The sequence below is a fragment of the Phenylobacterium sp. genome (genome assembly GCF_030651185.1).
Lineage (GTDB): Bacteria > Pseudomonadota > Alphaproteobacteria > Caulobacterales > Caulobacteraceae > Phenylobacterium.
This window is the reverse complement of record NZ_JAUSCJ010000041.1, coordinates 16,649-33,318: the sequence shown is the minus strand read 5'-3', so window position 1 is coordinate 33,318 and position 16,670 is coordinate 16,649. Positions and strand designations below refer to the sequence as shown.

The window sequence follows — 16,670 nt, the reverse complement described above, 5'->3', positions numbered from 1 at the left end:
CCCTCCGCGACGGCTCGGCGACGGACGCAAGCATGCATCCCACCGCTCCGTGGAGGGGGGGCAACGCCCTATGCAAGGCCCGCCAGGTAGATGACCACGCCGAGCCCCGCGCAGCCGAGCAGGACGGGAATGACGCCCATCTTGAGCCGGAAGACCGCGACGGCGGCCAGCACACTCAGCGCCACCGCCGGCAGATCGGCGCTCGCCAGGTTGGGAAGGTCGAGCGTGAGCGGACCGACCGCGACCTCCCGCACCTCGCGGAACAGCACATGCAGGGCGAACCAGACCGCGAGGTTGAGGATCACCCCCACGACGGCGGCGCTGATCGCCGCCAGCGCCGCGTTCAACGCCTTGGCCTCGCGCAGCTTCTCCACGAAGGGGGCGCCCAGGAAAATCCACAGGAAGCACGGCGCGAAGGTGACCCAGGTGGTGAGCACGCCGCCCAGGACGCCCGCGGCCAGGGGCGAAAGGCCGCCGGGGCTGCGGAAGGCGCCGAGGAAGCCCACGAACTGGGTGACGATGATCAGCGGGCCCGGCGTCGTCTCGGCCATGCCCAGGCCGTCCAGCATCTCGCCGGGCCGAAGCCAGCCATAGGTCTCGACCGCCTCCTGCGCGACATAGGCCAGGACGGCGTAGGCGCCGCCGAAGGTGACCACCGCCATCTTTGAAAAGAACACTGCGATCTGGCTGAAGACGTTCTCGGGACCCAGGGTCAGCAGCAGGGCGGCCACCGGCCCCAGCCACAGCGCCAGCAGCACGGCCGAAGCTGTCAGGGGGCCTCGCCATCCTGACGCCGCATGGGCCGGGGTCTCGGTCCCGAGCGCGCTCTGGGCGTCCTCATAGAGGTCTTCCGGCCCCGAGCCATGCCCGCCGACCGCGAAGGCCGTTGAGCCCGCGCGCGCGCCCAGGAAGCCGATCAGGCCCGCCGCCAGGATGATCAGCGGGAAGGGCGCATGGAACAGGAAGATCGCCACGAAGGCCGCCGCCGCGATGGCCAGCATCACCCGGTTGCGCAGGGACCGCTTCCCGACCCGGACCACGGCCTGCACGACGATGGCCAGCACGGCGGCCTTGAGCCCGAAGAACAGCGCGGCGACCACCCCCACCCCACCGAGCAGGGCGTAGAGGACGCTCAGGCCCATGATCGCCAGGAACCCCGGCAGCACGAACAGCAGTCCGGCGGTCAAGCCGCCCGCCACCCCGTGCATCAACCAGCCGATATAGATGGCCAGCTGCTGCGCCTCGGGCCCCGGCAGCAGCATGCAGTAGTTGAGGGCCTGCAGGAACCGGCGCTCGCCGACCCAACGCTTCTCCTCCACCAGGATGCGATGCATCACCGCGATCTGGCCGGCGGGTCCGCCGAAACTGAGCGCGGCGATCCGCGTCCAGACCTTCGTCGCCTCGCCGAAACTCACGCCGTGGGCGGGCAGGCTGTTGGTCTGCGCCATGGGTCAGGCCGCCGTCTCGGGTGCGGGGCGGAGGGCCGCAATCGAAGATCGCGGGTTCGTCATAGAAACTTCGCCAGATCGCTCAGGTGAGCGAGCTTCTCGCGCGCCTCGGGGCCAAGGTCTCCGACGATATCCTCCAGGTGGTGCTCGATGTGGTCGCGGATCAGCACCACCTTGGCGTTCTCCAGCGCGCTGATCACCGCCTGCATCTGCTGGGCGATCTCCATGCCGTCGCGGTTGGCCTCGATCATGTCGACAATCTTGGCTAGGTGTCCGTTGGCGCGCTTCAGCCGGTTCAGCAGTTGCTTGTCGGTGGTGTGGCTCACTCGGGGCCTCCTAGAGCGGGATGCGAAAAGGTGGGAACCGGTTTTTCGCGTCAATCCCGCTCTAAACATAAGGAATCGATCACGTTTATGATTTTGGATCGGCTCGATCCAAAATCATCGTGATCTAGTGGCCGCCGCCTTGCAGCGCGATCCAGCCGTTCACCCCGATGTAGACACCGATCAGCAGGATCACCACGCCCGAGACGAAGGGCGCCTTGCGCACGATCTCGCCAAAGCCGCTCCAACGCTTGGAGACATGCTTGACGCTCAGCGCCGCGATCACGCCCGAGGTCACCATGGTCAGGGCCAGGCCGATGCTGAAGCACAGCACCAGCACCGCGCCCAGGGCGATCTGCTTGAGTTGCAGGCAGAGCAACAGCACGGTGATCGCGCCCGGACAGGGGATAAGCCCGCCGGTGAGGCCGAAGATGACGATCTGCCCGGTGGTCACCTTCTGGTCGGCGAAGCGGCGGCGAATGTCGTTGGCGTGGGCCAGCTCGTGAGCATCCTGGTAGCCGGCGGCGAGGTCGAGGCCGCGCAGCTCCTCGTGCAGGTGATCGTGGCCGCCATGATCATGCTCGACGAAGGCCACATCGTAGTGATGGCCGTGGTCTCCATGTGACAGCGTCACCCGCGCCACGAAGTCATGGGGCTCGGGAATCTCCTCCAGGCTTTCCAGGTAGCCCTCGCGGTCCCTGAAGCTGAACGCCTGTCTTGAACCGTCCGGGCGCTCTGTTTCGAGCCCGACCTGGCCTGGCTTCCACCCATGGCCGCTCTCGACATGGATCCGGAAGCGAGGCGGGACGCCGTCCTCGAACACCTCCAGACGCAGCACGCCATGGCCGGTGTCGATCCGGGGGCTGCCGCCGGGCGCATGACCGCCATGTCCGTGATCGTGCGCAGGCCCGTGATCATGGCTGTGCCCATGGTCATGACCCGAGCCGTGATCGTGTCCGTGGCTATGTCCGTGATCGTGCGTCGCGACCGCCGCGAGCTGCTGTTCGCGCCGCGTCCGCCACAGCATCCACAGCGCCATGCCGACGATGATCAGGCCGGAGGTGAGCTGGAAGTAGGGCTCCAGGGTTTCGCTATCGACCCCACGCCATAGGTACATGCCGCCCAGCGCGATCACCCACACGATCAGCGTATGGGAGAGCGTCGCGCACAGCCCCAGCAGCACCGCCTGCTTCACCGTGCCGCGCACCGCGATGATGAACGCGGCCATCATCGTCTTGGAGTGCCCCGGCTCCAGCCCGTGCAGGGCGCCCAGCACGATGGCGCTCGGAATGAACAGCCAGGCGTGGGCCGCGCCTTGGGCCAGCAGGTCGGTAAAGGAGGTCATTGATCATCACCATGGCGGGAATCTACGCCCCCGCTATATCCCCCCAGGGGGGATATGAGCAACCACCTCGACCGCCTAGCGCGGCCTGACGCCTTTCCTCCCCTGTGAAGCGGAGCGGAACGGGGGAGGGGGACCGCGCCGCAGGTTGTGCCGCCCCGCCAAATACATCCATGACGGAGTCGCCCAAGATGTCATGTTCTGCGTTTGTTCCAATATCGGAGCAGGCCCATACATGAGCGACTACATCCCGCCGCCCAAGGGCTGGCGCGTCTTCAACGGCCAGCTGATCCCCGACGCGACCCTCTGGGGCTATCTACACCGCAAGCAGATCGTCCGGGGCTCCTGCTACACCCGCGACTGCCGGCGGAACTACTATCTCGACTTCGAGCTGCTGCTGCGCAGCGGCTACGCCTATGTCCGGATGCCGGAAATCCAGCGCCTGCTCCGCTGCAACATGCCCGGCGGATGCCGGATGACCTTCCAGGCGGACAAGCAGGGCTCGGGCCTGCCCCTGTCGGTCCTGGCCGCCAACCGCGAGGTCCGCATCCTCTTCCGCTGCGGCGGCTGCAAGTGGGAGAAGGCCATCACGCCGGGCCAGGCCATCGCCCAGCTGACCGCCGCCAAGACCGGAACCTCCAGCACCCTCCACACCGACCTGCTCACCAAGATCAGCAAGCCCTGCCTGAAATGCGGCGTGTCCCAATGGACCTGCGAGGTCCGCTGGCCCACCGCGCCCAGGGACAAGACCTACGGCGAGCGGCGCCTCGAGGACCTGGCGGAGGAGCGGGTGGTGATGCCGCGAACCCGGGACGGCTGACCTTCCTCCCCTGTGAAGCGGAGCGGAACGGGGGAGGGGGACCGCGCCACAGGCGTGGTGGAGGGGGGCGAGCCCCATCCACGGCGCCCAGCCGCACCCCCTCCACAGCCTATCGGCGGCCCCCTCAAATTCCTCCCCCGGCGCGAAGCGCGGCTCGGGGGAGGTGGCGCGCGCGTCAGCGCGTGACGGAGGGGGCTAGGGCCTCTCCGCCCCTACAGCCCCAACGCCCGCGCCGCATTGCCGCCCATCCACTTGGCCCGCACGTCGGCCTTCAGCGGCAGCTCGTCGGTCTCGGCCACCAGCTGCACCAGGGGGACCATCGAGGTGCCCCAGCCGGACCCGAAGATGATCTTGTCCTGCAGGCCGCGGGCTCCGTAGTAGATCAGGGCCTCATAGCCCGCGCCCGGCGACAGCATGTACTTCACCCGGCGGCAGGCGAAGTCGATGTAGACGTTCCGGTGCCGGCCCGCGATCGCAACCATGTCGGGGATCCAGGGATAGCCGCCGAGGCCCGAGACGATCCGCAGGTCCGGGAAGGCGATGGCCAGTTCGTCGATGTATTTCGGGTGGGCGTAGTCGTAGGGGCGGTCCGACAGCAGGTGGACGCCGACGGTGATCCGTACCGGGATGTTCAGCTCCACGCACTTGGCCAGGTAGGGCCGGTAGACCGGATCGTTGATGTAGCGCTGCTCGCGGTAGGAGCTGATCTCAAAGCCCCGCACGCCGCGTTCGCGCACCCCTTGCTCCAGCGCCGCGACGCCGGCCTCGCCCTCGTCGCCCCAGATGCGGAACCAGGGGATCAGGCGGTCGGGATATTCGGCGGCGAAGGCGGCGACGTCCTCGTTTGAGGCCCGGCGGCCGGCATTGCCGATGCAGGCCATGGCCACGCCCGCCTGGTCCAGCATGGCGATGACCTGCTCATGGGTCATGGCCTTGGTCATGTCGACCTCGCAGAGCTTCAGGGCCAGCGCCGTCAGGCCGACGGTCTGTTTGGCCTCGTTGAACTCCTCGAGCGACATGCCGATCTGGGCGGCCCAGCCGGGCGCCATCTGTTGGGCGTAGCCTTCCTTGTCGAAGCCGCGCCCCGACTGGATCAGCCGCACGGTGTCCTCGACGGCTTCCTTGGTGGGGGTGTCGCACTCGAAGTCGATGATCTGCATCGGGGCTCTCTTGAAAATGGCGCTGCCTAAGAATTCACCAGAGGTGGCACAGCCCCGCTCCGCCGACAATAATTGCCGCGCGCGCCCGTTTGCGTCATAGCCCGGCGGTGAGCAGCACCCTTCGCACCCTGCCGGCCCTGGCCGAGGCGGGCCTCGTCGAGGCCGAGCGGCTGCCGGCCCTGGAGCGGGTGGCGGCGCAGTACGCGGTGGCGATCACGCCCGCCATGGCCGAGCTGATGAGCGAGCCGGGCGTCGCCCGCCAGTTCCTGCCCGACATCGCCGAGCTGACCGTGCTGCCCGGCGAGGACGCCGACCCCATCGGCGACCTGAGCCACATGCCGGTGGACGGCGTCGTCCACCGCTATCCCGACCGGGTGCTGCTGAAGGTCACCCACACCTGCGCGGTCTATTGCCGGTTCTGCTTCCGCCGCGAGATGGTGGGGCCGACCGCCGAGGTCCCGGCCCTGTCGGGCCAGGCGCTCACCGCCGCCATCGGCTACATCGCCGAGCATCCGGACATCTGGGAAGTGATCCTCACCGGCGGCGACCCCCTGGTGCTGTCGCCGCGCCGCCTGGCGGACATCATGGGGCGGCTGGCGGCCATCGATCATGTGAAGGTGCTGCGGATCCACACCCGCGTGCCCGCTGTCGACCCGGCCGCCGTCACCGATGAGCTGGTCTCGGCGCTGAAAGTCGACGGCAAGGCGGTCTATGTCGCCCTGCACGCCAACCATGCCGCCGAGCTGACGCCCGCCGCCCGGGCCGCCTGCGCCAAGCTGGTGGACGCCGGCATTCCGATGGTCGGCCAGACGGTGCTGCTGAAGGGCGTCAACGACGACCCGGCGGTGCTGGAGGCCCTGCTGCGGGCCATGGTGGAGAGCCGCATCAAGCCCTACTACCTGCACCATGGTGACCTGGCCCGCGGCACCAGCCACCTGCGCACTACCCTCGCCGAAGGCCAGGCGATCATGCGCGACCTTCGCGGCCGGCTCTCAGGCCTGGCCCAGCCGACCTATGTCCTGGATATCCCCGGCGGCCACGGCAAGGTGCCGGTCGGCCCGGACTATCTGGCCACCGAGGGCGAGGTGGAGGATCCGAACGGCGTGCGTCGGCCCTATCAGCCTTAGTCTCCGCGCTCCATGCCGCGCAGGGCGTGGACGAACATCGCCACCCCGATGACGGCCAGCAGCGCGCCCACCGCCGGCAGCAGCAGGCTGGCGGGCAGGCCCAGGGTGAACAGCAGGCGGGCCCAGTCGTCTTCGGTGCGGTAGGCCGCCATCAGGGCGAACACCGCGACAGCGAGGCCGATCACCGCGGTGACGACGGCGATGAGGCGATAGGCGAGGTTACCCATGGCGGGTCTCCAGGTGCGGATGCCCCCGGAGACTGGCGCGGCCGGGCGGGCCGCGCCTTGATTCCGATCAAGCGTCGTTGTCGACCGAGATCTCTTCCAGGGTCTTGCCCACCACCTTGGCGCCGTAGTCGGTGGCGATGTCGCCGAGGCTGAGGATGCCCACCAGCTTGCCCGCGTCGTTCACCACCACCAGGCGGCGGATCTGGTGATGCGCCATCTGGGCGGCGGCGTCGGCCATGTTGTCGCCTTCGCGGCAGGTCTGGACATCGACGCTCATCACCTCGGAGGCCGGCGTGGAGAGCGCGCCGCCGGTGGCCACCACCTGCAGGACGATGTCGCGGTCGGTGATCAGGCCCACCACCTTCTCATCCTCGACGATCGGCACGGCGCCGGTCTCGATGTTGAGCATGATGCCGGCCACCTTCTGGACGCTGTCGGCCGGCGCGGCGGTCACCACCTGGGCCGTCATGGCTTCACTGACATTCATGGGGAGGTCCTTTATGTGTTGGGGTAGACACGAGAACCCCCGGCGGCCGCCCCCGTTCCGTCCGCCGCCCGTCGCGCTCTAGGCCCGCGGCCGGGTCATGTTCTCGATGAACTGGCCGAGCGTCGGCGGCTCGGCCACGGGGGTGACCCACAGGCCGGCGCCCTGGGCCAGGGTCACGCCCTCGTCGAAGATGCGCTTCATGTTGGCGGTGTCGAAGGACAGCATGTTGCCGTTCTCCGCCACGTCCGGGATCGAGGTGAACGACAGCGGCAGGCCCAAGCCCGCGCAGAAGGTGGCGGCGTTGGACAGCGCGTTGCGGTACGAAAACCGCAGCATGGTGTCGAAGCTGCGCACCAGGATCGAGGCCAGGTTCGGGCTGGTGGTGCGCGGCGCCTGCTCCAGCACGGTGTTGACCACCACATAGATGCATCCCCCCTTCAGCCTGCGCCCCAGCTGTTTCCAGCGCAGCATGGCCTCGGGCATGATGAACAACGGGGCCGAGACGCCGCCGTCGACGTGCATCTCCTCATAGGACACCCCGTCGGCCTCGCAGGGGAAGCTGCGGGGCGGGAACAGGCCCGGCAGGCTGGCCGAGGCCACCAGGATGTCGCGGAACAGGGCCAGGGCCGCCTCGCCGCCATGCGCGGCGATCTCCCCCATGTCCCAGATGGCGGTCTGCTGGCTGTCCAGGTCGGTGGTGGCCACCAGCAGCCGCCGCCCCTTCAGATGCTCCACGGCCACGGCCTCCACCACCTCGCCGGTGATGAAGGAGTCCACCAGCTCCTCCAGATTGGCCGCCTGGAAGATCCCGGCCCCGAAGGCCGGCGCCAGCCGGCGCAGGGACAGCAGGTCCTTGGCGTGGCCGCCGGTATAGGCGTCGGTCAGGTGGTCGTCCCAGGTCGGGCCCAGGAAGGCGAAGGGGGCCATCAGCGCCCCGGTGCTCACCCCGGTGACGATGGCGAAGTCCGGCCGCTTGCCGGCCCGGGTCATCCCCACCAGCACGCCGGCCCCAAAGGCCCCGCCGGCCGCCCCGCCGGAGATGGCCAGGATGTTGAACTCCTTGCGCCCCACCACCGAGCGCGGCAGCGACAGCCGGTCGGCCGCGGCGTTCAGGCTGTCCTCGGCCTGCTCCACGCTGAACCGCACGCCCTCGAACCCCGGCAGCATGGCCCGCACCCCGGCGGGCGGGGCGGGCAGGCGGGTGCGGAACAGGCCGCCCCGCTTGGTGATGTGTCGGTCGGCCATGGGGCCTATCCAGACCACATTGCGCGCACAGGCTCAACGCGCGGCGTCAGGCGGCGCGGGCGGCGCGCACCTCGACGGCGTCCACCGCCGGCAGGCTCTGGAAGCCCGGCCTGGCGAACAGATAGCCCTGGATGTAGCGCACCCCGATCGCGCGCAGGGCGTCCAGCTCCTCGCGGGTCTCGATGCCCTCGGCGATCACCTCGATCCCCAGGGCCGCGCACATCTTCATCACCCCGTCGACGATGATCCGCCGGGGCAGGCTGGCGTCCAGGCCACGGATCAGCTCCATGTCCAGCTTGATGATGTCGGGCTGGAACCGGGCCAGCAGGTTCAGCCCCGCATGCCCGGCCCCGAAGTCGTCCAGGGCGACGCCGAACCCCATCTTCTGGTAGCTGGCCACGATGTTGGCGACATGGGCCGGATCGGTCATCTCCTCGTTCTCGGTGAACTCGAAGATCAGCCGCGGCGTGGGGAAATCGATCGCCGCCGCCGTGGCCAGGGTCAGCTGGATGCAGGCCTGGGGCGAATAGACCGCATTGGGCAGGAAGTTGATGGAGAGCCGGGCGGGCCCGTCCAGAATGCCGGCCCGCGCCGCCCCCTGGATCGCCTTGACCCGGCACTGCTGGTCAAAGGCGTAGCGGTTCTCCGGCGTCACCTTCTCCAGCACGCTGGCCGCCGATTCCCCGGCGGGGCCGCGCACCAGGGCCTCATAGGCGAAGGGCGCGCCCGTCTGCAGGTCCATGATCGGCTGGAAGGCCATGGCGATGTCGAAGTCGACGGCCTCGCCGTCACGGCACCCGGCGCAGGGGGAGGGGCGGGACATGGAAAGACGCTCCGGAAGATCCTTATCTCCCCAGCCTACAGGCCACCGGTTAAGGATCGGTCGTCAGGCACGCCTAGCTCGCCTCATCCTCCGCCTGGGCGTCGAGGTCGGCCACCAGCCGCTTCAGCCGCGCCAGATCCTCCGGCGCCAGCGCCCGCTCGCGGCTGAGATGGCCCACCAGCGTGCTCAGCCGGCCGCCGAACAGCCGGTCCAGCAGACCCTGGCTCTCGCCTGTCACATAGGCTTCGCGGCTCACCAGCGGCGCATAGGCGGTGCGCGCGCCCTCGCGCCGGGACTCAAGCGCCCCCTTGCGGATCAGCCGGTCCACCAGGGTCCGCACCGTGGCCAGGCCCCAGCCATGGGCGGCCCCCACCTCGCGTAGAATCGCCTCCGCGCCCAGGGGGCCATGGGTCCAGACCGCCTGCATGACGCGGCTCTCGGCCTGGGTGATCTGGACGCTCATGGGCGCGTCTTACGCCGCCGCGCGGCGGATGGCCGATTCCAGGTGGCGCTCGCAGATCACCGCCACGCTGGTGGCCAGCAGGCCCAGCATCACCGCCAGGGCCGCCTCCGCCCAGCCGGGCGCCAGCACCGCCAGGCTCGGCTGCGGGCTCACATTGGCCAGGCCGATGAAGCCCGACATCAGGGTGAAGCTGGCCGCCAGCGCCCCCATCGGCGCGCCGGCCGAGCGCACGATCCGCAGCCGCCCCAGCGACCCGGCCAGCCCCTTGGCGTCGCCCTTGCCGACCTTGGCGAGCCCCGCGCCCCACAGCCCCAGCGACACCACGGCCCCGGCGATCAGGGCCAGCATCACCACCTGCACCGGAACCGCGGCGTTCAGCAGCACGTCGGGCAGGCTCAGGGGCCGCTCGCGGGGCGCCTGGGCCCAGGCCGGTCCGGCCGCCAACACGGCGGCGCCCGCCAGAAGGAGGCTGCGGCCCCCGCTCGAATGGATCATGTTCCGCTCCCGCTCTCTCTGTTTTACAGATGTAGAATGCAGAAGTTTTTACACTCGTAAAACAGGCTGTCAAGAAGCGGTCGCTACAGCCGTGTCCGGTACATCTTCGGCGTCAGCCGCCCGATGCGGCCCTCCAGGTAGGCCACCTCCCGCTTGGCGGCCGGCAGGTCGTAGGCGCTCTCCACCCGGTCCACCACGAAGTCGATGTCGATCTGCAGCATCCGCCGCTGCCGCGCCCGGGCGCGTTCGTACATCGCCCGGAACTCCGGCCGCTGCCGCAGCCAGCGATAGACCATCTTCGGCGTCGGCAGCCTGGGGTCGCCGGCCATCTGCGCCAGGGTCATGCCGTCGGCCACCGCCTCGCAGAAGGCCCAGGCCCGGCAAAGCGTGTAGCGGCTCTTCTGCCCGCCCTTGTGCAACCCCTTGCCGAACCGCACCGCATAGTCGCGCCGCTGGGCGTCCACATCGGCCCGCGACCACAGGGCGTTGTCCGCCAGCACCCGGCGCACCTCGTGGTACTCGGCGGCGAAGTCCTCGTGCACCCTCAGCCATTGGTACAGGGTCGCGCGCGACGGCATCTCGGGATCGGCCACGATGGAGGTGATCGTCTCGCCGACCTCCACCCGCGCGCAGATCACCCGCCCGATGGCCGGCCGGTAGGCCGAGGGCTTCCACCCGCCGGTGTGGTCGAACTCCGGCACGAAGCGATCCCGCGGATGCTTCCACGGGTTCGTCGGCCCCCAATTCTCATCGAACCTCGACACCCGTGCAGCCTGCCACAGGGCTCATGGTTTGTCGAACAAAACAAGAACAATTGAGCCAGGCCCTAACCACCCCTCCACCGTCATCCTCGGGCTTGTCCCGAGGACCCATGATCTCCGCATCGCCGCAGGGCGCGCCACCGCAGCCGCCACACCCTCTGGATAGCCACGGCGTCTATGGATCCTCGGGACAGGCCCGCGGTCAGGTCGTTGTCGCCGCCCGCGCCGCCCGCGCCGCCCCCTCGACCCGCGCGCGATCCATCAGTCGCGAGGAGGCCTTGGCCAGCACGGCGCCGGCCGCGTCCGTCAGCCGCCCCTCCCACACCGAGCGCCCCTGCCGCTCCACCCAGCCCTCCGCGGGCCCGGCCGCGCGGGCGCGAAGAAGCTGACGTTTAGCTCCGCGGGCGTCACCTCACCCCCTGAACCGTCCTCCGCACAGACATGGGTGGACTTGTCGGAAACATCCAACCCGGCATGGATTTCAACCACGTCCCATCCTCCTTCTTGAAGCAGCGCGATCACCTCGCACCGACTTCGTAATCCAAGGCTTGGATGGACCTACTTCAATCACGCGATGTCACCCGCAATCCCTGCCCCTCAGCGGCAGTAGACGCCCTTCAGCCCGGCCCAGATCGCGTCGCCATAGGACATGCGGTCATACTCCGGATGCAGCTTCAGCCAGGCGACGACGGCCACCACCCGCTGGGTGAGCCGCCGCTCCAGTTCGGCGCTGTCGCGGGCCTGCAGCAGGCCGTCGATCCCGCCGTCGCAGGTGGCGTTGGGATTGTCGCGGTCGTTAACCACCTGCTCCACATGCAGCACCGCCCCGGTGCAGTCCTCGTTGGACGGGGTCGCCGCGCAGCCGGCGACGAAGTCCGCCCCGGTGGGGAAGGTCGGGGCCGCCTGGGCGCCGGGTCCCGACCCGGCGAGGGCCGCGCCCAGCGCCAGGGAAAGCAGGGTTGTTCTACGCATGGCGGCGCCTCCTAGCGGACCCTCGAACAGACGAAATCCAACAGCTCCTGGCCCATGGTTCCGGGAACCACCGCCTTGCCGTGGGACCGCCAGTCCGGGGTGTATTTGAGATCATAGGACGAGTAGGCGAGCCGGCGGACGCAATCGACGGCGGCCTGCCGGGGCGTGGGATCGTCGCCGTACTTGTCCTTCTCCAGATAGTAGATCAACCCGTCGGCGCCGCGCTGAAAGCTGTCGACGTCGACATAGGTCACGTGGCCGGTGTCGACCCAGGTCTCCGCCCGGGCTCCGCCCGCCAGGGCCATCAACACCACCAGCAGCCCCCATCGCATCGCCGATCCTCCGCAGAACGCCGTTCGATGATAGCACGCCTGGCGCGGATCAGGAATCGCGCCGGGGGTTCGTGGTTCGACGTCTTGCTGCGGCCGGCGAACCACCCCGCTATGCCCCCGATCCGATCTCAAGCGCGCGCACCACCACCACAGGCCTCCCACCCCTCCACCGTCACCCTCGGGCCTGTCCCGGCCCACCCAACCGCTCGCCCCGGCGCAGGCCGGGGCCCAGATTCATCCCGTGGAGGCGGCCCCCGTTCGTGGGGTTCGTGGGGTTCGTGGTCAATCTCATCCGCCTCGCCGCGTCACCGCCGCAGGACTTGGAACCACGAACCCCACAAACAAGGGCTCAGGTGGAGGTCGCCGCCCGCGCCGCCCCCTCGACCCGCGCGCGGTCCATCAGCCGCACGGTGGAGGACGCCTTGGCCAGCACGGCGCCCGACGCGTCCGTCAGCCGCCCCTCCAGGAAACAGACCGAGCGCCCCTGCCGCTCCACCCAGCCTTCCGCGATCACCAGGCCCGGCCGGGCGGGCGCAAAGAAGCTGACCTTCAGCTCCAGAGACATGGGCGTCACCTCGCCCCCGGCCGCGCTGATCGCCGCGTGCGCCATGGCCGCGTCGATCCAGCCGGAGATAGAGCCCCCCTGCACCACCCCGCCCGAGTGGCACATATGCGCCCCGGCCAGATACTCGATGACGGCGCGGCCGTCGGCGTTGGAGACCACGCGCTGCTGGCCGAGGGTTTCGTTGAGGGTGGGGATGGCGGTCATGGGCCGGACTTCCAGGTCGTGGGAGGTGCGCCACCCTAGCGGATTCGCCCCCTTCGCTAGGCGTCGCGATTGCCGATAGGGTAGGGCCCGAACGCGGGGGGAGATGCCGGCTAATGAGGGTGGTCGCTTGGAACTGCCACGACCGTCTAGATCGCAAGCTTCCCGGCCTGATGGGGCTCCGGCCCGACATCGCGGTGGTATCCGAGGTGGGCGAGGCTGATCTTCGGGCGCTGCCGAAAGACGTCTCGGCGGTCTGGGCCGGAGATCCGCAGGGCGGCAAGGGGCTCGCCGTTTTGGGCTTCAACGGCTGGGACCTGACCGCTTGCCCGCCATGCGAGGAGCGCTGGTTCCTGCCGGTTAAGGCCGTGCGCCAGGCTCGAGCCCTGCGGGTGCTGGGGGTCTGGACCCTGCCGGCCAAGGACTATGTCTCGCCCACGGTCCGAGCCTTGGCCCAGCTAGGCGACTTCCTGGCCGGCGGGGAGAGCCTCTGCGCGGGTGACTTCAACCAGAACGTCCGGTGGGACTCGGGCCGGTCGGCGCCCCGCCGCTTCGCCCACGTGCTGGACCGTTTTGAAGCCCTGGGCCTGACGAGCGTTTGGCACGAGCATCGCGCCGAGACCCACGGCGCCGAGACCGAAGCGACGCACTTCCACCGTTGGTCGCCGCAGAGCCCCTACCACATCGACTATGTCTTCGCCTCGCGGGCCCTAGCGGCCCGCGTCCGCTCTGTCACCCTTGGCTCACACGCCGACTGGGTCGCCGCCGGGATCAGCGATCATGTGCCGCTGTCCGTGGAGTTCGAGGCCGGGTGAGGCGCGCCATTTCGGATGGCGTCACCGTAGTTCCCAGATTCATCCCGGACCCCAGAGGTGATCCCCGTTCGTGTGGTTCGTGGTTCCAAGTCTTGCGGCGCTGACGTGGCGCGGCCGATCAGATTGTCCACGAACCACACGAACCACACGAACGAAGCCTCCCCGAGATCGGGAGCCAGTCTGGCTAAGCCGCCGATCCGGTCTCGAGCGCGCGCGCCACCGCCTCCGGCTCCCGCTCGATGACGGTCAGATAGGCCATCAGCGCACTGTCGGCCTGGGTGCGGCCCTGCTCCAGGTCCCGCAGACGCGCGACATTGATATGGTAGGCGCGGGCGAACCGCGCCTGGCTCAGGCCCGTCAGCGCACGCACCTGCCGCACCCGGCGCACGGCCTCCATCCGGTCCAGCTCCGCCGCCGTCAGGGGCGGATTGTCGGGATCGCTCTGCGCCGCCGCCGTGATCTGCGCGTCGGTCATGGCGTCCAGCCGCGCAAGCTCCTGCGCCGTCAGCTCCGGCGGGTTTGCGGGATCAAGGGTGAAGCGGACCATAGCGCCTTGCCTCCGAACGATTGCTTCTGCGCGCCGAGATGATGCGGGTAAGGCCGTCCCTGGGCGCATAGACCACCGTAAACAGCCGACCCTCGATCACCCCGACCGCCTTGCGCCTGACCTCGCCGTCCTCCGGCTTGGAGGCTTCGAACTCGATCAGCCAGGGATCAAGGAACACGCGGACGGCATAGCCGAACGGAACGCCGTGCTTGGCCAGATTGCTCTGCGCCTTGCCCTCATCCCACTCGAACGACCGTCCTGTGTTCATCGCATGTTATGCGGAAATTCCGTATATATGTCCACGCGACCTGAGATGCTGCGAGGCATCGACAGGTCGGGGTATTACTTCCCACGCAACCCCAGCATGATTTTTGGTTCGCGCGACTCGGCAGTTCCGTATATGTTCCATCGCTATGGCTCAAACCTCGTCGATCGAATGGACTGACGCGACTTGGAATCCCGTCACCGGTTGCACGAAGATCACCCCTGGCTGCGATCACTGTTACGCGGAGGCTTTCGCGGAGCGGTTTCGGGGGGTGCCAAACCATCCTTACTCGATGGGTTTCGATCTCACGCTGCGCGAGGGCAGGTTGTCCCAGCCTCTGGGCTGGAAAAAGCCCAGCATGATTTTCGTAAACTCAATGAGCGACCTGTTTCATAAAGATATTCCCAAGTCCTACATCGACAAGGTTTTCGATGTTATGGAGCAGGCAGATTGGCATATATTCCAGGTATTGACTAAGAGAAGCTCAATACTGCGGGACTACGTTAATGAAAGATACAGCAAAGAATTAGCCCCCAGTCACATATGGCTCGGGGTTTCTGTTGAAAATCGCCAATCTCTTTCGAGAATAGACCACCTCCGGGCATCTAGTGCTGCCATAAAGTTCGTCTCGGCTGAGCCACTTCTTGGGGATTTAGGATCTATTAACCTCTCGGGAATCCACTGGGTCATAGCCGGCGGCGAGTCTGGTCGCGGAGCGCGACCCATGGATATCGAGTGGGCCCGCAATGTTCGTGAGAACTGTGCCCGCCAAAAGGTAGCTTTCTTCTTCAAGCAATGGGGATCGTTTAGTAGCAGTGGCTTAAGGGCGTCTAAGGCTTCAAACGGTCGAATATTGGATGGGCGCACATGGGATGAACTCCCTGGCTCCCTTCCTATTCAAACTCAGGCGGAAGAACGTGAGCCAATATAAATGGAATAGCGAGAACGCGGCTCTGATTAAAGATCATAGCCTGATCAAGCACCAGATGTACCGGGAGTACATTCGAAACTACGTACTTGAGCGTGCGGTGCTCAAGCAGATGGATCGAATCTCGATAAATATCGTGGATGGATTTTGTGGTGGTGGAACTTACGTCACCAAGGATGGCGCTCAAACATCCGGTTCACCACTTGTAGTTCTGGAAGCGCTTCGAGATGCCGAGCAGCTTCTAAACATCGGCCGAATCAAACCAATACAAATAGACTTTCGACTCTATTGCTTCGACAATGATGCGGAGGCGCTAGAAAGCCTCAGAAGATCGATTTCTAATTCCGAATATCAGAAATATCTTGATACAAATATTGTAATTAAAAAAGCTAATTTCTCTCAAGAAATTCCCAAGATAATTGAACGACTCCAACACGAGCGCGGGCGAGCAATTTTCATACTGGACCAGTATGGATATAACGCAGTGTCATTTGACTCGATGTCCAGAATATTTAGAGAACTTCCAAGTCCCGAGGTTATACTTACCTTCAGCTACGGATTTCTCAATAGCTTCCTTTCGGAGTATGGGAAGTTGTCCAAGGCCTTCGAAGGAATTGGGCTCGAAGCTCCGCCACGGGACGAATTCGACCGCGCTCAATGGGAGCCGAATGGCCGCCCATTCTTTATCCAACGCCAGCTGATAAAGGGCTTTCGCGCGGCGGCTCCCTTCTTCACGCCATTCTTTATCAAGTCACGGGATTCCGGCCCGCTTCGCGGAAGCAATCTCAGTTACTGGTTAGTCCATCTAGCTGCCCATGAACGGGCCAACGACGTGATGAAGCAGACTCACTGGGACCTCCAAAACCACTCCGCTCACTTCGGTGGCCCAGGTTTGGAGATGCTTGGGTATGATCCACATAGAGTTGAGCAATCGAAGCAGCCCTTCATGTTCGGGGATGACGAGCGCGCGCTTAGTCACAAGGCTCTCCTCGATGACATCCCCAGAACAATGCGACCTGCCAACGACTGGATGAGGGTGGGCGACCTATGGAAAGCCACCTGCAACGAGACACCGTCGACCAGCGAGATGCAGCGTGAGGCGCTAGCCGCCCTGTCCAATTATTCAGAGGTAGAAATTCTGGGCGCGGGTGGCGGTGCAAAGCGTGGAGGGAAGGTGGATCGGACGGACTTGATCCGAATGCCACCCCAGACGTCGTTCTTCTTTATGAAGCGTCCAGCGGCATAGCGGCAGCTTTGCAGCGGGGTTCGTAGGCCATCCAATGAAAAACCCCGCCGGCTCACACCGACGGGGCTTCTCAATCTC

At 66.8% G+C, this 16,670-nt stretch carries 22 protein-coding genes; 5 read left to right on the top strand and 17 right to left on the bottom strand.

Annotated elements, in window-relative coordinates; all coding sequences use genetic code 11:
* Positions 1-68: 68 nt before the first annotated feature.
* The 3 genes from chrA to Q7J39_RS19520 all read right to left on the bottom strand — a co-directional run bounded on the left by chrA (position 69) and on the right by Q7J39_RS19520 (position 3,116).
* A complete protein-coding gene (gene chrA / locus Q7J39_RS19530) occupies positions 69-1,448 on the bottom strand; it encodes a chromate efflux transporter (protein WP_304829374.1) in 1,380 nt (459 codons plus the stop codon).
* A 59-nt stretch (positions 1,449-1,507) separates the two neighbouring features.
* The gene (locus Q7J39_RS19525) at positions 1,508-1,774 is read right to left on the bottom strand and encodes a metal-sensing transcriptional repressor (RefSeq protein ID WP_304829372.1); all 267 of its coding nucleotides are present in this window, start codon (positions 1,772-1,774) and stop codon (positions 1,508-1,510) included.
* Positions 1,775-1,898: 124 nt separating this feature from the next.
* Complete coding sequence (locus Q7J39_RS19520) at positions 1,899-3,116, bottom strand: nickel/cobalt efflux transporter (RefSeq protein ID WP_304829370.1); 1,218 nt, start codon at positions 3,114-3,116, stop codon at positions 1,899-1,901.
* A 232-nt stretch (positions 3,117-3,348) separates the two neighbouring features.
* Here Q7J39_RS19520 and Q7J39_RS19515 point away from each other — a divergent pair, with 232 nt between their 5' ends.
* Positions 3,349-3,933, top strand: a complete 585-nt coding sequence (locus Q7J39_RS19515; protein WP_304829369.1) for a hypothetical protein — start codon at positions 3,349-3,351, stop codon at positions 3,931-3,933.
* A 212-nt stretch (positions 3,934-4,145) separates the two neighbouring features.
* On the opposite strand, the gene Q7J39_RS19510 is transcribed toward Q7J39_RS19515, so the two are convergent.
* Positions 4,146-5,093, bottom strand: coding sequence for an amidohydrolase family protein (locus tag Q7J39_RS19510; RefSeq protein WP_304829367.1), 948 nt, complete (start codon positions 5,091-5,093; stop codon positions 4,146-4,148).
* A gap of 107 nt (positions 5,094-5,200) precedes the next feature.
* On the opposite strand from Q7J39_RS19510, the gene Q7J39_RS19505 reads away from it, so the two are divergent.
* Entirely contained in the window at positions 5,201-6,220 is a 1,020-nt protein-coding gene (locus tag Q7J39_RS19505) for a lysine-2,3-aminomutase-like protein (protein ID WP_304829362.1), read from the top strand.
* Here the strand turns inward: Q7J39_RS19505 and Q7J39_RS19500 are convergent.
* The 11 genes from Q7J39_RS19500 to Q7J39_RS19450 all read right to left on the bottom strand — a co-directional run bounded on the left by Q7J39_RS19500 (position 6,217) and on the right by Q7J39_RS19450 (position 12,794).
* Complete coding sequence (locus Q7J39_RS19500; RefSeq protein ID WP_304829359.1) at positions 6,217-6,447, bottom strand: hypothetical protein; 231 nt, start codon at positions 6,445-6,447, stop codon at positions 6,217-6,219. The two genes, Q7J39_RS19505 and Q7J39_RS19500, sit on opposite strands and share 4 nt — an antisense overlap.
* A 67-nt stretch (positions 6,448-6,514) precedes the next feature.
* The gene (locus Q7J39_RS19495) at positions 6,515-6,934 is read right to left on the bottom strand and encodes a CBS domain-containing protein (protein WP_304829356.1); all 420 of its coding nucleotides are present in this window, start codon (positions 6,932-6,934) and stop codon (positions 6,515-6,517) included.
* Positions 6,935-7,012: 78 nt separating this feature from the next.
* Complete coding sequence (locus tag Q7J39_RS19490) at positions 7,013-8,179, bottom strand: patatin-like phospholipase family protein (RefSeq protein ID WP_304829353.1); 1,167 nt, start codon at positions 8,177-8,179, stop codon at positions 7,013-7,015.
* 46 nt (positions 8,180-8,225) lie between these two features.
* Positions 8,226-9,002: an EAL domain-containing protein gene (locus tag Q7J39_RS19485; protein WP_304829350.1), complete on the bottom strand. Its 777-nt coding sequence runs from the start codon at positions 9,000-9,002 to the stop codon at positions 8,226-8,228.
* Positions 9,003-9,075: 73 nt separating this feature from the next.
* Positions 9,076-9,465, bottom strand: coding sequence for a BlaI/MecI/CopY family transcriptional regulator (locus tag Q7J39_RS19480; RefSeq protein WP_304829347.1), 390 nt, complete (start codon positions 9,463-9,465; stop codon positions 9,076-9,078).
* A 9-nt stretch (positions 9,466-9,474) separates the two neighbouring features.
* Positions 9,475-9,960, bottom strand: coding sequence for a hypothetical protein (locus Q7J39_RS19475; protein ID WP_304829345.1), 486 nt, complete (start codon positions 9,958-9,960; stop codon positions 9,475-9,477).
* Positions 9,961-10,043: 83 nt separating this feature from the next.
* Positions 10,044-10,661 carry a hypothetical protein gene (locus Q7J39_RS19470; protein WP_304829343.1) on the bottom strand — a complete coding sequence of 206 codons (618 nt, stop codon included), beginning with the start codon at positions 10,659-10,661 and terminating at the stop codon, positions 10,044-10,046.
* A gap of 262 nt (positions 10,662-10,923) precedes the next feature.
* Positions 10,924-11,067: a hypothetical protein gene (locus Q7J39_RS19465; protein ID WP_304829340.1), complete on the bottom strand. Its 144-nt coding sequence runs from the start codon at positions 11,065-11,067 to the stop codon at positions 10,924-10,926.
* A gap of 251 nt (positions 11,068-11,318) precedes the next feature.
* On the bottom strand, positions 11,319-11,693 hold the full coding sequence (locus Q7J39_RS19460) for a hypothetical protein (RefSeq protein WP_304829337.1): 375 nt from the start codon (positions 11,691-11,693) through the stop codon (positions 11,319-11,321).
* Between the two features lie 11 nt (positions 11,694-11,704).
* Positions 11,705-12,025: a hypothetical protein gene (locus Q7J39_RS19455; protein ID WP_304829334.1), complete on the bottom strand. Its 321-nt coding sequence runs from the start codon at positions 12,023-12,025 to the stop codon at positions 11,705-11,707.
* A 349-nt stretch (positions 12,026-12,374) separates the two neighbouring features.
* Positions 12,375-12,794, bottom strand: a complete 420-nt coding sequence (locus tag Q7J39_RS19450; protein WP_304829330.1) for a PaaI family thioesterase — start codon at positions 12,792-12,794, stop codon at positions 12,375-12,377.
* A gap of 113 nt (positions 12,795-12,907) precedes the next feature.
* Here Q7J39_RS19450 and Q7J39_RS19445 point away from each other — a divergent pair, with 113 nt between their 5' ends.
* Positions 12,908-13,606, top strand: a complete 699-nt coding sequence (locus Q7J39_RS19445) for an endonuclease/exonuclease/phosphatase family protein (RefSeq protein WP_304829327.1) — start codon at positions 12,908-12,910, stop codon at positions 13,604-13,606.
* 184 nt (positions 13,607-13,790) lie between these two features.
* Here the strand turns inward: Q7J39_RS19445 and Q7J39_RS19440 are convergent, their stop codons facing one another.
* Positions 13,791-14,153, bottom strand: a complete 363-nt coding sequence (locus tag Q7J39_RS19440) for a DNA-binding transcriptional regulator (RefSeq protein ID WP_304829324.1) — start codon at positions 14,151-14,153, stop codon at positions 13,791-13,793.
* A complete protein-coding gene (locus Q7J39_RS19435) occupies positions 14,134-14,421 on the bottom strand; it encodes a BrnT family toxin (protein ID WP_304829321.1) in 288 nt (95 codons plus the stop codon). Before Q7J39_RS19435 ends, Q7J39_RS19440 begins: the two co-directional genes overlap by 20 nt.
* 145 nt (positions 14,422-14,566) lie before the next feature.
* Between Q7J39_RS19435 and Q7J39_RS19430 the strand changes: the two genes are divergently transcribed.
* Together Q7J39_RS19430 and Q7J39_RS19425 are read left to right on the top strand one after the other, a co-directional pair.
* Positions 14,567-15,349, top strand: a complete 783-nt coding sequence (locus Q7J39_RS19430; RefSeq protein ID WP_304829318.1) for a DUF5131 family protein — start codon at positions 14,567-14,569, stop codon at positions 15,347-15,349.
* The gene (locus Q7J39_RS19425; RefSeq protein ID WP_304829315.1) at positions 15,336-16,592 is read left to right on the top strand and encodes a three-Cys-motif partner protein TcmP; all 1,257 of its coding nucleotides are present in this window, start codon (positions 15,336-15,338) and stop codon (positions 16,590-16,592) included. Before Q7J39_RS19430 ends, Q7J39_RS19425 begins: the two co-directional genes overlap by 14 nt.
* The last annotated feature ends 78 nt before the right edge of the window (positions 16,593-16,670 follow it).